Below are 14056 nucleotides of genomic sequence, written 5' to 3'. Positions count from 1 at the left end.
TGTTTCACGTGAAACATCACCGAGAGTTTTTCTTTAGCTTCTCGAAAGATTAGCCCAGGTGCTCGGAGAACTCGGCCAGTAGAGCAGGCTTCGTCTTAGCGCCTACGGTCTTCTTGACGACCTCGCCACCCTTGAAAAGGTAGATGGCGGGAATAGAGGTGATGCCGTACTTCATGGCGGTATCGCCACTTGCTTCAACATCCACCTTGACCACGTCGACCTGGCCGGCGTACTCGCCAGCGATCTCGTCAATCACGGGACCAACCATGCGGCAGGGGCCGCACCATTCAGCCCAGAAGTCCACGATAACGGGCTTGTCGTTCTTCAGAACCAGTTCGTCAAAAGTGGCATCAGTTGCCTGCTGTGCACTGCTCATGGAGTGCTCCTTTCTGACACGGGGTGGATTCCCCTGCGAGTAATACGAATAGTTTAGAGGTTTTCGAGGTAGTGCTGCGCGTCCAGAGCGGCAACAGCACCGGAACCGGCAGCAATAATTGCCTGGCGGTAGGTCGGGTCAATCACGTCACCGGCAGCGAAAACGCCGGGAACGGAAGTCTTCGAGGAACGACCCTGAACCGCGATGGTGTGGTTCTCGGTAATCTCCAGCTGGTCACGTACCAGTTCCACGCGAGGATCGGAGCCAATAGCGATGAACAGACCCTGAACAGCCAGCTGGCGCTCAGAACCGTCCTTGGTGTTGGTCAGGGTGATCGACTCGAGGTTGCTCTCGCCGTGAACGGCGGTGACAGCCGAGTCCCAGACAACCTCAATCTTCGGGTTGTTGAACACGCGGGTCTGCATGATTTCCGAAGCGCGGAAAGAATCGCGGCGGTGCACCAGGTACACCTTGGATGCGAAGGTCGTCAGGAACAGTGCCTCCTCCAGCGCGGAGTCGCCACCGCCGACCACTGCGATTTCCTTGTCCTTGAAGAAGAAGCCATCGCAGGTTGCGCACCAGGAGACGCCGTAACCGGAGAGTCGGTCTTCGCCCTCGATGTTGAGCTTACGGACCTGAGAACCGGTGGTCATGATGACGGTCTTTGCCAGGTGAACGGCGCCGTCAGCGGTGTAGACCTTCTTCACGTCGCCGGTGAGTTCAACCTTCTCTACGTCCTGGTAGCGGATGTCAGTGCCGAAACGCTCAGCCTGCTGACCGATGTTCTCCATCAGCTCGGGGCCCTGGATGCCCTGAATGAATCCGGGGAAGTTCTCGACCTCGGTGGTGTTCATGAGGGAGCCGCCGGGCGCCAGGGAGCTGGCGAAGAGGACAGGCTTCAACTCGGCGCGTGCCGCGTAGATTGCCGCGGTGTAACCAGCGGGGCCGGAGCCCACAATAATGACGTTGTGGACGGTTGCGTCGGCCTCAACCTCGGCTGCCGGTGCCGCCTTGGTGGCGGGTGCGGAAGCGAGGTTCAGATTGCCCAGGGCGGAGCCTCCGAAGAGGCCTCCCAGATTCTCAGTCATCAGATATATCTTTCCGTTGTAGGTCTTTCGTTCTGCCCCTATAACAGGGCTTTATCCTCGATTATTCCATTTTTGGGGGACCCTTATCCAGATACTCCGCGCACTGTGAATCTTTGAGTAGCCACCCTGCCATAAAGAGTCATAAATAGACATCAAAAAGGGCGGGGCTTCCGAACTGTTGAGTTCAGAAGCCCCGCCCTTGTGTCTGGGGCGTGAGCGCACTGTCGGCGTCGCGTTATGGGTTGATTAGTCCACCTTGATTTCGTTGATGCGCAGACCGTAATTCCACGTTCCAATCGGCAGGGAGAGGCGGGGCAGCTCGTTGACCACGATGATCACGTAGGCACCCTTTTCTGCGCTCTGCTTGGAGGTGTCCAGGGTGACGACTGCATCCTTGCCTTCGAAGGTGCCCTTGCCGACCTCAACCGCACCGTCCAGGGATGCAGAGCTGTTGGTGTAGACGGTGAAGGAGCCGCCGGTGCCGGTGTTCTGCTGGATGGTCAGCTTGGAGACGACGGTGGGGGTCTGCAACTTCAGTGCCAGGCCGAATTCCTTGATGGTGCCGGCGTAGTTGGCGGTGCCGAAGCCGTAGCTGATCCATGCGGTGTTGGCGTTACCGTCGGTCAGGTTCGGGATGAGGGTGTCCATGTCGTTCATGAACGTGGGGTTCGAGGGCACGAAGCGAGCCACGGACGCGATCTTCGCCGGTGCGTTCGATGCCTTAGCGGTCGGGGATACCGATGCGCTGGCGTTTGCCGCAGCCGATTCGGAGGCGGAGATAGAGGACTTGGGGGTGTGCGGTGCGGCTGCCTGGTTGGAGCCGATTGCACCCAGGGAGGTGAGGATACCGCCTGCGACGATGACGAGCAGCAGGACTGCTGCGAGGGCGACTGCCCAGGTGCCGCGGCTGCCGTCTTCTTCGTCTTCGTCATCTTCGTAGATGCTGGTGGGTTCGGAGTATGCGGTGACGGCTGCGCTGTCGGATGCGTTCCAGTTCTTGGCGGCGGTGATGCTCTCCTGGTTGGCGCTGGAAGCAGAGACCTTCTCATAGGTGTTGGGGGAGCTGCTGCTTTCGGAGTCGCCGAAGATTTCGGTGCCCAGTGCGTCTTCTGCGTTGGAGAGTGCGTGGTTTTCGACCAGCAGGGTGTCCAGCAGGGTGTCGGGGCGGGTGTGGGAGGTGACGAGGTAGCGGCTGCCTTCGGGGGTGATGCCCAGGTCGAGGATCTGGATGTTGCCGCGTGCGTTGGTTGCGAGCGCGCGGGAGTTTGCTTCCAGCAGTGCGCTGCGGCTGGGCGATGCGACGACGACCGAGACCTTACGGTTGAGAATCTGGTCGGTGCCTTCAAGCACCATGTCGGATTCTGCCGTAATGATGATGTGTGCGGTGATCTCGTAGCGGCCTCCGAGGACCGATCCGACCGGAATCTGTTGCGACAACGTGTTCTCCCGAGGTGGTTTCATAGTGCCTGCCGTGTGGCGGGCCCTGACTATTAGATTCTACCCGGCATTGAAGGATGCTGGGGCTGAGTGATAGTTTGTGGCGCCCGGGTGGCTACCTGTGTCCTCTGCGGGCCCCGGTGTGGGGTGCGGTGGGTGCACGGACAGCTACCCGGGTTGGGCGTTGTGTGCTGCTTTAGCGGCGGGCAAAACGCTCAAGTTTGGAGGTGAGGGGTGCCAGTAGTGCGTTGGCTTCCTTGACGCGGAAGATTTGTATACCAGCGAGGTATGCCAGGCCCATGACGGTGCCGCATACTGCGAGGGTGATGATTGCGGTGAGCTTGGATGCCCAGGCGAATCCGTCGAGCTGGTAGCCGCCGAGCAGCCAGAGTGCGATGGCCGCGATGCCGCCGGCGAAGAGGGAGGCGAGGGTGGTGCGGGCGTAGGTGCTGACGATGCCGCGCTGGCCGTAGTAGCCGAGGCGGCGGCGGACCATGTGGTGGCTGATGAACATGATCAGGATGTTGTGCACCGGGTAGATGAAGGCGAGCATGTACACGGTGTACTGTGCGTCGAGCAGGGATGCTGCGAAGCTCATGATGACCATGATGATGGCGGAGTACACCTGGATGCGGAAGGGGGTGCGTGCGTCTTCGCGGGCGTAGAGCACGCGGCTGTAGAGGTAGTTGATGGTGAGGGTGGGGGTGCCGAGCGCGGTGATGACGATGAGCTTGGCGATGATGGTTGCTGCGATGGGGTCGCCGCCGCTGAAGAGTACGGCGACGGGGCCTGCGAGCACCATGAGTGCGACCATGCAGAAGACGGTGGCTACGGCTGCGTTGCGCAGGCCGTGGGAGAGTGCGTAGATGACGCTGTCGCTGTCGTCGGCGATAGCGGAGGCGCTCATGCGGTTGAAGAGCACGGTGGCGATGGAGATGCCGATGACACCGTGCGGGAGCATGTACAGCATGGAGGCGTAGTTGAGTGCCTGCAGGCCGGGGATTTGGATGCCGAGGGCGGCGTAGTGCTCGCGCTGGCCGACGATGCCTGCGGCGACCTTGGTCATGTAGAGGAACGCGAGGTTGGAGATGATGCCGGAGGCGAGGGTCCAGGCGGCGAGCTTGGAGGCTGCGCGCAGGCCGATGCCTCGCCACGCGAAGTCGGGCTTGAGGCGCAGGCCGAGCTTGCGTAGGGGGATGAACAGGACGAGTGCCTGCATGATGACGCCGAAGGTGGAGGAGCCGGCGAGCACGAGGGTTTGTGCGTTGGTCCAGTTGTCTACGGTGTGAATCGGGTTGGGGTTGGGGGTTTGTGCGCCGAAGAGGAAGATGAACAGGATCAGCGACAGGATGGTGATGACGTTGTTGAGTACGGGCGACCACATGTAGGCGCCGAATGCATCTTTGGCGTTGAGGACCTGTCCGATGACGGTGTAGAGGCCGTAGAAGAAGATTTGGGGTAGGCACCAGAGGGAGAAGATGAAGCCGAGCTGCCGTTGTTCGGGGCTCCATCCTGAGCCCATAATGCTGATGATGGGCCAGGCGCAGGCGACAGTGATAATGGTGATGAGGCCGATTGCGGTGACGGTGAGGGTGACGAGTTTGGAGATATATCGTGCGCCGCCGTCTTGTGCTTTGGCCGCCTTGATGATTTGGGGTACGAGGACTGCGTTGAACACGCCGCCTGCTACGAGGACGTAGATGAGGTTGGGTAGGGTGTTGGCGGTTTCGAAGACGTCGCCGACGGTTGAGAGTGAGCCGATGGCTACGGTGAGCAGGATGGTCTTGACGAATCCGAGGATGCGCGAGACGAGGGTGCCTGCTGCCATGATTGCGCTTGAGCGGGCGTCGTTACGTGCCACGTATGTCTCTCCTGTGTCGGCGGATGATTGCTTCTTTTAGTTTTTGGGCTCTTACAGTGGGTGGTTAGAGCTGGGTGGTGATGTATTCGCGCGCGCTACGGGCGGTGTGTTGCTCGTTGGCGAATGAGAGGCGGGTGGGGAGCTCTTCGAGGGGGACCCATGCGACGTCGATTGCTTCGTGGTCGGGGTCGTTGTCGATGCTGAGTTCTCCGCCGGTTGCTGCGAAGAGGTAGTGGTGCACGGTTTTGTGGATGCGCGTGCCGTTGGAGGTGAACCAGTAGGCGATGGTGCCGAGGGAGGCTACGGGGTAGCCGGTGATTCCGGTTTCTTCGCTGATTTCGCGTTGTGCGGCTTCGACGGTGGTTTCGCCGTGTTCGATGTGGCCTTTGGGTAGGCACCATTCGCGTTGTCCGTTGCGGTTGATGCGGGCGATGATGGCTACGGGTAGCTGTTCGGGTCGGTCAAAGTCGATGATGAGCCCGCCTGCGGAGACTTCTTCGGGGGCGGGTACCGCTCGCGCGGGCGCGGTGAAGCGCGTTTTGGGGGCGCGGGGTACGGGAATGCTCATGGTTCTACCTTAACCGATATGTGAGGGTTTGTGTGTCTCGGTTTTGGGTGAGATAGCTGTCTTTGGTGTGGGTGTTGTGGGGGTGGGGTGGGCGTGCTGGGGTTTTTCTGGCACGATTAAAGGATTATGTCGCTGATTATTGATGTTGTGTCGAAGTACCCGGATGCCGCCGAGCTGGGAGAACTGTACCGTGCGGCGGGTTTTGAGCTGTACTTGGTGGGCGGTATTGTCCGCGATAATCTGCGGGTTGAGGATGGTCTCTTCACCGATTTTGATTTGACGACGGATGCTACTCCGGAGCAGAGCGAGCAGATTCTGCGTGGGTGGGGTGAGCATACGTGGGATATCGGCAAGGAGTACGGCACGATTAGTGCGCGTAAGAATGGCGTGGTGTATGAGGTGACCACGTACCGTGCCGAGGTGTACGTGTCCGATTCGCGGAAGCCGACGGTGCAGTTCGGTACCGATTTGAGCGCCGATTTGGTGCGTCGTGATTTCACGATTAATGCGATGGCGGCGGCTTTGCCCAGTGGTGAGGTTGTTGACTTGTTTGGTGGCGTTGAGGATTTGCGTGCGGGTGTTTTGCGTACTCCGCGCTCGCCGGAGGAGTCTTTTTCTGAGGATCCGCTGCGTATGATGCGTGCGGCTCGTTTTGCTGCGCGTTTTAATCTTGAGGTTGCCCCGGAGGTTTTCGAGGCGATGCGTGAGATGGCTGGCCGTATTGAGATTATTTCGGCTGAGCGTGTGCGTGATGAGCTGGTGAAGCTGATTGAGGCGGATTATCCGCGGGTTGGTTTGAACCTGCTGGTGGATACGGGTCTGGCGGATTATGTGTTGCCGGAGCTTCCTGCGTTGCGTATGGAGATGGATCCTGCGCATCACCATAAGGATGTGTATGCGCATTCGTTGAAGGTGATGGAGCAGGCAATGGAGAAGGAGACGGACAAGGATGGTCCGTGCCCGGCTCCTGATTTTATTCTGCGTTTTGCGGCGTTGATGCACGATATTGGTAAGCCGAAGACTCGTAAGTTTGAAAAGGACGGCTCCGTCTCGTTCCTGCACCATGAGGTGGTGGGCGCGAAGATGGTGAAGAAGCGTATGCGTGCGCTGCGTTTTGATAATGACACGATTAAGGCTGTGGCTCGTCTGGTGGAGCTGCATATGCGGTTCTATGGTTACCGTGAGTCGGGTTGGACTGATTCTGCGGTGCGCCGTTATGTGCGTGATGCGGGTGATCAGTTGGAGCGTCTGCATCGTGTGTCGCGTTCTGATGTGACGACTCGTAATCGTCGTCTGTCGCGTTCGCTGGCTGAGGCGTATGACGATTTGGAGCGTCGTATTGCTGAGTTGGCTGCTCAGGAGGAGCTGGATTCGATTCGTCCGGATCTGGATGGCGGTCAGATTATGCAGATTCTTGGTATTGCGCCGGGCCCGGTGGTGGGTGAGGCGTATAAGTTCTTGTTGAATGTGCGTCTGGATGAGGGTTCGCTTCCTGAGGAGGAGGTGAAGGCTCGTCTTCTGCAGTGGTGGGAGCAGCGTCGGGAGGCGTAGCTTCTGCGGTTTTTGGTACCGCATCGCATGGTTGAGGTCACGCGGTGCGGTACTGTTCTATCTGCTTTTTCTCGTGTATTGTTAAGAAATCTATGCGTGTTCCCCGCCCGGTGTGTTTCACGTGTAGGGCACAATGAATCTCCTGCTATGGAAATCCCATAGCCGTTTAGCCCAAAGGAGGGGTTTAATCATGCGTGCATATGAACTGATGGTTATCCTCAGCCCCGAGGTTGAGGACCGTGCGGTTGAGCCGTCGCTGTCCAAGTTCCTCGAGATCGTGACCAACGAGGGTGGTTCCGTCGACAACGTCGACATCTGGGGCCGTCGTCGCCTGGCATACGAGATCCAGAAGAAGTCTGAGGGTATCTACGCAGTGGTGAACTTCACCTCTACCCCTGAGACCGCAGCTGAGCTCGATCGTGTTCTGAACCTGAACGAGTCCGTCATGCGTACCAAGATCATCCGCCCGGAGGATCAGAAGATCTCCAGCAAGTAGTTGTTTCTTGCCGGTCGGCTGACCCCCTAAAAATGTCAGGGGGTTGCGCTGTACTGGATTCAACATACTTGTAACTCTTATCGAGGAGGCATCAAATGGCAGGCGATACCGTTATTACCGTTATTGGTAATCTGACTGGCGATCCGGAGCTTCGTTACACCCCTGCGGGTGCGGCGGTTGCTAATTTCACGATCGCATCGACTCCGCGTACTTTTAACCGCCAGACGAACCAGTGGGAGGATGGGGAGACCCTGTTCCTGCGTGCGTCGGTGTGGCGTGGTTACGCTGAGAATGTTGCAGAGACTCTGAAGAAGGGTACTCAGGTTATCGCGCAGGGCCGTCTGAAGTCTCGCTCGTACGAGACCAAGGAAGGCGAGCGTCGTACTTCGTTTGAGCTTGAGGTCGAGGAGATCGGCCCGACTCTGCGTTTTGCTACTGCTCAGGTGACTCGCGCACAGCGTTCTGCCGGAGGTAATAACTTCGGTGGCGGTGCGCAGGGTGGCTTTGGCGGTGGCGCTGGGTACAACGCTGCTGCTCAGGGCGGTTTCTCCGCTCCTCAGCAGAACAATTTTGCTGCTGCTCAGGGTAATGGTTACTCTGGCCAGTCTGGCTACTCCGCTCCGGCTGCTCCGGCGGCCCCCGCAGCTCCTGCTGCTGATCCGTGGAGTTCTCAGTCTGGTGGTAACTATGACTGGGGTAGCGGCGCCGACGACGAACCTCCGTTCTAAGCCGGTTTCGTTTTCCGAATAGTAATTTATCAATCCATCCCGCGGTTATCCGCCGCGGGCTCCCAACTCTAAGGAGCACCACGATGGCTAAGGCTGAAATCCGTAAGCCCAAACCCAAGCAGAACCCCCTCAAGGCTGCTGACGTCACCGTTATCGACTACAAGGACGTCGCACTTCTGCGCAAGTTCATCTCCGACCGCGGCAAGATCCGCGCTCGCCGCGTGACTGGCGTGACCGTTCAGGAGCAGCGCAAGATCGCTCAGGCTATTAAGAACGCCCGCGAAGTTGCACTGCTGCCCTACTCCGGCGCTGGCCGCTAAAGAGAAGGAGAGACAGTAACATGGCTAAGATCATTCTGACTCAGGAAGTTTCCGGCCTCGGTGCAGCTGGCGATGTTGTCACCGTTAAGGACGGTTACGCACGTAACTACCTGCTGCCCCGCGGCTTCGCCGTGACCTGGACCCAGGGTGGCGAGAAGCAGGTTGAGTCCATCCGTGCCGCTCGTGCGGCTCGTGCTAAGGCTTCTCTGGAAGAGGCTCAGGCAATTGCTGCGGCCCTGGCTGCTAAGCCGGTTGTCGTTGCACACAAGGCTGGCGCTGACGGCCGCCTGTTCGGTACCGTCAAGGCTGAGGCTATTGCTGAGGCTATTGAGGCTGCTGGCATTGGCTCCGTTGACAAGCGCACCATCCACCTGGGTTCCGCTATCAAGCGCACCGGTGAGTACAAGGTGACTGTCCGCCTGCACCCTGACGTTGTTGCTAACGTTGTCCTGGACGTCGTTGCTGCTGCGTAAGTAGGTTTTTAGATATTTGACGCTGGTGCTTTGATGCTGCGGCGTTGAGTGTCGGACGGGGTGTCCCTCTTCGTGAGGGGCACCCCGTTTGTTGTACCCATAGCTGTGCCCGCTCCTGTACATGTTTCACGTGAAACATTATTTTTGGAGCCTGAGAATATGTGTTGTGCTACAGAAGGATTGGTGGTCAGAGCGGTTGCGACTGCGAAGTACACCAATTGACCCCGTAGACTGGTAGACATGGCTCGATCTTTTTCACGTTTATCTTCTAGTGCGCAGCTTCTGTCCACGGGTGTGGTGTTGGAGTGCGTCAATTTGCTGCTGTGCGCTCTAGCGGTTATCCCATTTGCGGACGCGAATGTTGCTACTGCTCTTCTGCTTCTTTTGCTGGTAGTTGGCGGCCTTGCATCCAGTGTTGCGCTGGTGTGCGCGCTGGTGGGTCTGGTGAAGTTCCGTCAGTACCGCGTGACCAATATTTGCTTGGCGGTTATTTCTGTAGTGGCTAACCCGTTGGTGCTGCTGGGTCTGTATATGGCGGCTTATTAGCCCGGTTTAGAGTCCGCAAACTGCACAATATCAAAGCTCTCAGGGTTCTGTTGGTTTTCTCCCAGCTTGTTTCCAGCGAAATTCAATCCTCCCATAAGGTTGGGGGTGTTTACTATAAGTGTTGGTTCGAGAGGACTGCGATGTGAATGTGTGTGTTTCGTGTAGCGGGGTCGCCCGCTAGCGAAAGAAGGATGGCAAGGCAAAAGCGCCTTGCCTTTCTTCTTTTAACGCGACGTGTAGTTTCCGCGTGAAATCCGGGGCGCTACCCCCGATTTTGAAGAAAAATCTATTCCCAGCTTTCTTACAGCTTTAACCTACAGGGAATAAAGGTTTACGCGTAATACTTTATATAGATGGTTCGAGAGGGCCATCAGAAAGTTGGACTTTCCTTGCGGAAGTGGCTCTGATTTTCGTATGTATGTGTGTGTGATGAGACTGGGGTTGGATCGAGAGGTCCAGCTCCAGTTTCTGTTTAATCTCTAGGGTGTGCAGCAAGGGTGGCTGTAGTGGTGTTGCGGCATGCTGTAATAAAGGGCAACCATACTTCTATATAACGTCATATTTCCTTTCTCGGGGTGGCGGGTCTAGAATTGGGAAAGATAAATTTTGCATATTAAATACAAGTATTGAGGAGTTGTCTTCCGTGTCTAAGACCCCTTCCGTTCCCGGTACCGACCGCCCCGCCGAAAAGGCAGCAGGTCACTGGCTGCTGGCTCAGCTGGGCAAGAAGGTTCTGCGCCCCGGCGGCCGCGAGACCACCAACTGGCTGCTGGCTCGTGCTCTGGGCGGCAACATTGACGTCGTGGAGTTTGCGCCGGGCCTGGGTATTACCGCCCTGGAGATTGTGAAGCGTTCCCCCAAGAGCTACACCGGTGTGGATCTTGATCCCAAGGCTGCTGAAATCGTAACCGAGCGTATTGGCGCATCGACTAAGCCGAACTACCGTGTGGTGAACGCTAGCGCCCAGGAGACCGGTCTGCCCTCAGAAAGCTACGACGCCGTGGTGGGCGAGGCGATGCTGACCATGCAGACCGATAAGCACAAGCTGGAGATTATGCGTGAGGCGGCTCGTCTGCTGCGTCCGGGCGGCTACTACGCTATTCACGAGATGTCGCTGGTTCCCGATTATCTGCGCCCCGAGCTGAAGGAAGAGATTCAGAAGGATTTGGCGCGCACTATCCGTGTGAACGCCCGCCCGCTGACTGTTGCCGAGTGGACTGCGCTGGCGGAAGAGGCTGGCTTCGAGGTGCTGGATGTGTACCAGACCGATATGGCTCTGTTGGAGCCGAAGCGTCTGCTGGCTGATGAGGGTCCCGCTGGCGTTGCGAAGATTGCGTTCAACCTGGCGCGTAAGCCGCAGATTCGTGAGCGTGTGCTGGGTATGCGCGGTGTGTTCCGCCGCCACGCGGACCACATTGGCGCTATCGGTCTGATTCTGCGTAAGAAGTAAGACAGAGTCACACCGCAAAGCTTATACAGCGAAACGGAGCCCCAGTATTCCCCTCTATCCGAGGGAATACTGGGGCTCCGTTTTACACTGAGGTGTATGAGCCGCGGTGTATGAGCCGCAGAATCGGCTCAGTCACGTGTGCGCCTGCCGGAGTTTGTTATGAGCCGTATTCTTTTCTCTCCCGAAAGCTTCAATATGGGTGAAACCACGCGCTGTATTGAGATAGCGCGTGTGGCTCGGGAGCGAGGTCATACGGTCTTGTTCCACGTGTATTCCCCTAAGTATTTGGGGCTACTGGAAAGCGCCGGGCTTCCTGTGCATCTTCGTGAGCCAATCATGAGCGATGCTGAGGCGGAGCAGATTATGGCGTTGGATCAGGGCAGGGGAGTGCGGCATCCTTTCACGACCGATATGGTGCGTCGGCGGGTCGCCGCTGAGCTTGAGGCTATTCGTGACTTTAGCGCGGATGCTGTGGTGATTGGTTCTAATCTGACGATGCTGCTGTCTGCGCGTATTGCGGGCGTCCCTATTTTCTATGCGCGCCCGTATGCTTACTCGTCGACGTATTTTTCGAAGAAGCCTGTAGGTGGCGAGCTTGCGGCACCGGGGTGGTTGCGTGCGGTGGCGCGGGTGTTGTCGTATAAGCCGGCTTCTTTTACTCGTGTGGCACGTGAGCATGGGCTGAGGCTTCCTCGCCGTACTGTTGATATGCTCAGTGCCGACGTGAATCTTATCTGTTCTCTGTTTACGCAGCTGCGCGGGGATTCTTTGGTAGAGCCTGATGTTGGTGTGGGGCCTATTTATTACCGTGCGCCCGGTGAACTGCCGCAGATTGTTCGCGAGCGCAGGGAGCGGCCACTGATTTACGTGGGAATGGGCTCATCCGGCTCCGCAGATATTTTGGTGCAGGTGCTGCAACAGTTGTCAGCCGCTCCGGTGGATGTGCTGGTTGGCGGCGGGGTGCAGCTCTCGGATACCCACCTGCTGGGCAGCAATATCCATTTCGCCGGGACTGTTCCGGCGCATCTGCTCACCGGTCATATTGATGCCTCGATAACCCACGGCGGTGAGGGGACAGTACAGACGGCGTGCCTGGCGGGTGTGCCGTTTGCCGGTATTGCGATGCAGGCGGAGCAAAGCTGGAATATTGAGGAGTGCGTGCGCTACGGTAACGCCCTGCGTTTCACGAAGAATGATGTGCGCCGCGGCAATATGCGCGATATTCTGGACCGTCTGCTCAGCGATGAGGGCATGCGCGCTAGGGCGCGGCAGCTGGGTGAGGCAATGCGCACCATGGATGGGGCGGCGCTCGCCGTTGAGAAGATTGAGGATTATCTGCGCGCTGCCCATTAGGCGTGTATATGTTTCGCGTGTGCCTTCGTGAGAAACTAGCATAGGAGTTCTACAGAAATTGTTTCTGGAACGTCGTAGATACCGGATTGAAACGCGAGGATAAGCATGTCTGAAACTGCCATTGATTATGGTTCCCGCACTATGCCTCATGATGATGTGGCTGAGCAGTCGGTGCTCGGTGGCATGCTGCTGTCAAAGGACGCTATTGCGGATGTGGTTGAGAGCCTGCGTGCGTCTGATTTCTATAAGCCGGCGCACGAGACGATTTATGAGGCGATTCTTTCTCTTTACGGTCACGGTAGCCCTGCGGATGCGATTACGGTTGCTGATGAGCTGAAGAAGCGCGGCGAGCTGACTCGTGTGGGCGGCGCGGCCTATATTCATACGCTGATTGCGTCGGTTCCGACTGCTGCTAACGCTCAGTATTACGCTGAGATTGTTAAGGAGCACGCGATTATGCGCCGCCTGATTGAGGCGGGTACGAAGATCGCTCAGCTGGGTTACGCCAATGAGACTGAGGTCGATACTTTGGTCGATCAGGCGCAGGCTGAGATTTATGCGGTGACTGATGGTAACGCGAAGGAAGATTATGTGTCTTTCTCTGATGCGTTGGAGGAGACTATCAATGAGATTGATGCGAACTCGAACCGCCCCGATGGCGTGTACGGTGTGCCGACTGACTTTATTGAGTTTGATGAGCTGACCGGTGGTCTGCACGGTGGCCAGATGATTGTTATTGCGGCTCGTCCGGGTGTGGGTAAGTCGACTCTGGCTCTTGATATTGCTCGTTCTGCGGCTATTCATCATCAGATGACGACTGTGTTTTTCTCGCTGGAGATGAGTCGTACTGAGTTGGCGATGCGTATTCTCTCTGCGGAGGGCAAGATTTCGATGGGTCGTCTGAAGAAGGGCGACCTGGATACTGAGGGTTGGACGAACTTGGCGACTCTGCAGGGTCGTATTGATTCTGCGCCTCTCTTTATTGATGATTCGCCGAATATGACTCTGATGGAGATTCGCGCGAAGTGCCGTCGCCTCAAGCAGCGTAATGATTTGAAGCTTGTGGTGCTGGACTACCTGCAGCTGATGAGTTCGGGTAAGAAGGTTGAGTCGCGTCAGCAGGAGGTTTCGGAGTTTTCTCGTAGCCTGAAGCTGTTGGCTAAGGAGCTGGATGTTCCGGTGATTGCGCTGTCGCAGTTGAACCGTGGTTCGGAGCAACGTACTGATAAGCGTCCGATGGTTTCGGATCTGCGTGAGTCGGGTTCTATTGAGCAGGATGCGGATATGGTGATTCTGCTGCATCGTGAGGATATGTATAACCCGGATAGTGAACGCGTGGGTGAGGCGGACATGATTATTGCTAAGCACCGTGGTGGTCCGACTCGTACTATCCCGTTGGCGTTTAGCGGTAAGTATTCGCGCTTCAACAATATGGCGAATGAGGCGCCTCCCCAGTACTAATCAGCTCAGCACTCTGTAGCTGCACCCCTCTTCTTCTATTCATTACAGGATGGAAGGGGAGGGGCTTTTTCGCATCTATAGGTATGGGTACCCAAATGCAGAGTTAGGAATCGTGCAGGGTTAGGAATCAAGCGCAGGGTATGGGAATAGGGGCTGCGGAGGGGGTTCTAGAGGGCATTCTGTGAGGGTTTGAGTGGTTTCTTCTGCGTTTATAAGGTTTTTTGGAAGTTTTTTAAAGATTTTTTAGCACCCATAAAACGCACTGACTAGGTAGTTTGGTGTTTGTGAGGGTGTTTGAGACCCTTTCAAGGTCCTTTTTGTGGTCTACTTCACCCATTTTCGGGTTGC

Annotated in this window: 14 protein-coding genes; 9 read left to right on the top strand and 5 right to left on the bottom strand. The window is 57.1% G+C overall.

Translation table 11 applies throughout. The features are described 5' to 3' along the window. Window positions 1–49: 49 nt before the first annotated feature. The 5 genes from trxA to HMPREF2710_RS01425 form a co-directional block, all read right to left on the bottom strand. Window positions 50–376 (bottom strand): thioredoxin, encoded by a 327-nt coding sequence (trxA, locus tag HMPREF2710_RS01445; RefSeq protein WP_049341939.1) that lies wholly within the window; start codon window positions 374–376, stop codon window positions 50–52. Window positions 377–429: 53 nt separating this feature from the next. Next, the gene (gene trxB / locus HMPREF2710_RS01440; protein WP_049341938.1) at window positions 430–1464 is read right to left on the bottom strand and encodes a thioredoxin-disulfide reductase; all 1035 of its coding nucleotides are present in this window, start codon (window positions 1462–1464) and stop codon (window positions 430–432) included. Between the two features lie 246 nt (window positions 1465–1710). After that, window positions 1711–2901 carry a serine/threonine protein kinase gene (locus HMPREF2710_RS01435; protein ID WP_172633361.1) on the bottom strand — a complete coding sequence of 397 codons (1191 nt, stop codon included), beginning with the start codon at window positions 2899–2901 and terminating at the stop codon, window positions 1711–1713. A 196-nt stretch (window positions 2902–3097) separates the two neighbouring features. Beyond that, window positions 3098–4762, bottom strand: coding sequence for a murein biosynthesis integral membrane protein MurJ (gene murJ, locus HMPREF2710_RS01430; RefSeq protein WP_012904376.1), 1665 nt, complete (start codon window positions 4760–4762; stop codon window positions 3098–3100). A gap of 64 nt (window positions 4763–4826) precedes the next feature. Then, window positions 4827–5330, bottom strand: coding sequence for an NUDIX hydrolase (locus HMPREF2710_RS01425; protein ID WP_070599139.1), 504 nt, complete (start codon window positions 5328–5330; stop codon window positions 4827–4829). Between the two features lie 126 nt (window positions 5331–5456). Between HMPREF2710_RS01425 and HMPREF2710_RS01420 the strand changes: the two genes are divergently transcribed. From HMPREF2710_RS01420 to dnaB, 9 genes are all read left to right on the top strand, one after another. Continuing rightward, window positions 5457–6881 (top strand): CCA tRNA nucleotidyltransferase, encoded by a 1425-nt coding sequence (locus HMPREF2710_RS01420; protein WP_070599137.1) that lies wholly within the window; start codon window positions 5457–5459, stop codon window positions 6879–6881. A gap of 190 nt (window positions 6882–7071) precedes the next feature. Beyond that, a complete protein-coding gene (gene rpsF, locus HMPREF2710_RS01415; RefSeq protein ID WP_005504056.1) occupies window positions 7072–7377 on the top strand; it encodes a 30S ribosomal protein S6 in 306 nt (101 codons plus the stop codon). A gap of 95 nt (window positions 7378–7472) precedes the next feature. Beyond that, window positions 7473–8105 carry a single-stranded DNA-binding protein gene (locus HMPREF2710_RS01410; protein WP_005504055.1) on the top strand — a complete coding sequence of 211 codons (633 nt, stop codon included), beginning with the start codon at window positions 7473–7475 and terminating at the stop codon, window positions 8103–8105. 83 nt (window positions 8106–8188) lie between these two features. Then, window positions 8189–8425: a 30S ribosomal protein S18 gene (gene rpsR / locus HMPREF2710_RS01405; RefSeq protein ID WP_004005948.1), complete on the top strand. Its 237-nt coding sequence runs from the start codon at window positions 8189–8191 to the stop codon at window positions 8423–8425. 20 nt (window positions 8426–8445) lie between these two features. Continuing rightward, window positions 8446–8898, top strand: a complete 453-nt coding sequence (rplI, locus tag HMPREF2710_RS01400; RefSeq protein WP_049341934.1) for a 50S ribosomal protein L9 — start codon at window positions 8446–8448, stop codon at window positions 8896–8898. A gap of 240 nt (window positions 8899–9138) precedes the next feature. Then, the gene (locus tag HMPREF2710_RS01395; protein WP_065423876.1) at window positions 9139–9444 is read left to right on the top strand and encodes a hypothetical protein; all 306 of its coding nucleotides are present in this window, start codon (window positions 9139–9141) and stop codon (window positions 9442–9444) included. A 643-nt stretch (window positions 9445–10087) separates the two neighbouring features. Beyond that, on the top strand, window positions 10088–10894 hold the full coding sequence (locus tag HMPREF2710_RS01390; RefSeq protein ID WP_044150903.1) for a class I SAM-dependent methyltransferase: 807 nt from the start codon (window positions 10088–10090) through the stop codon (window positions 10892–10894). A 336-nt stretch (window positions 10895–11230) separates the two neighbouring features. Beyond that, complete coding sequence (locus HMPREF2710_RS01385) at window positions 11231–12247, top strand: glycosyltransferase (RefSeq protein WP_239662258.1); 1017 nt, start codon at window positions 11231–11233, stop codon at window positions 12245–12247. A 105-nt stretch (window positions 12248–12352) separates the two neighbouring features. Then, entirely contained in the window at window positions 12353–13708 is a 1356-nt protein-coding gene (gene dnaB / locus HMPREF2710_RS01380) for a replicative DNA helicase (RefSeq protein ID WP_070599135.1), read from the top strand. Window positions 13709–14056: the final 348 nt, after the last annotated feature.

The sequence above is a fragment of the Rothia sp. HMSC069D01 genome, from assembly GCF_001810135.1.
Classification (GTDB): domain Bacteria; phylum Actinomycetota; class Actinomycetes; order Actinomycetales; family Micrococcaceae; genus Rothia.
Note: the sequence above shows the minus strand (reverse complement) of the source record. Positions and strands in the feature narration are given on the sequence as shown.

What these genes read in the sequence shown, in the direction of transcription:
- trxA (WP_049341939.1), bottom strand. Translation starts at nt 376, where the DNA reads ATGAGCAGTGCACAGCAGGCAACTGATGCCACTTTTGACGAACTGGTT.
- trxB (WP_049341938.1), bottom strand. Translation starts at nt 1,464, where the DNA reads ATGACTGAGAATCTGGGAGGCCTCTTCGGAGGCTCCGCCCTGGGCAAT.
- HMPREF2710_RS01425 (WP_070599139.1), bottom strand. Translation starts at nt 5,330, where the DNA reads ATGAGCATTCCCGTACCCCGCGCCCCCAAAACGCGCTTCACCGCGCCC.
- HMPREF2710_RS01420 (WP_070599137.1), top strand. Translation starts at nt 5,457, where the DNA reads ATGTCGCTGATTATTGATGTTGTGTCGAAGTACCCGGATGCCGCCGAG.
- rpsF (WP_005504056.1), top strand. Translation starts at nt 7,072, where the DNA reads ATGCGTGCATATGAACTGATGGTTATCCTCAGCCCCGAGGTTGAGGAC.
- HMPREF2710_RS01410 (WP_005504055.1), top strand. Translation starts at nt 7,473, where the DNA reads ATGGCAGGCGATACCGTTATTACCGTTATTGGTAATCTGACTGGCGAT.
- rpsR (WP_004005948.1), top strand. Translation starts at nt 8,189, where the DNA reads ATGGCTAAGGCTGAAATCCGTAAGCCCAAACCCAAGCAGAACCCCCTC.
- rplI (WP_049341934.1), top strand. Translation starts at nt 8,446, where the DNA reads ATGGCTAAGATCATTCTGACTCAGGAAGTTTCCGGCCTCGGTGCAGCT.
- HMPREF2710_RS01395 (WP_065423876.1), top strand. Translation starts at nt 9,139, where the DNA reads ATGGCTCGATCTTTTTCACGTTTATCTTCTAGTGCGCAGCTTCTGTCC.
- HMPREF2710_RS01385 (WP_239662258.1), top strand. Translation starts at nt 11,231, where the DNA reads ATGAGCGATGCTGAGGCGGAGCAGATTATGGCGTTGGATCAGGGCAGG.
- dnaB (WP_070599135.1), top strand. Translation starts at nt 12,353, where the DNA reads ATGTCTGAAACTGCCATTGATTATGGTTCCCGCACTATGCCTCATGAT.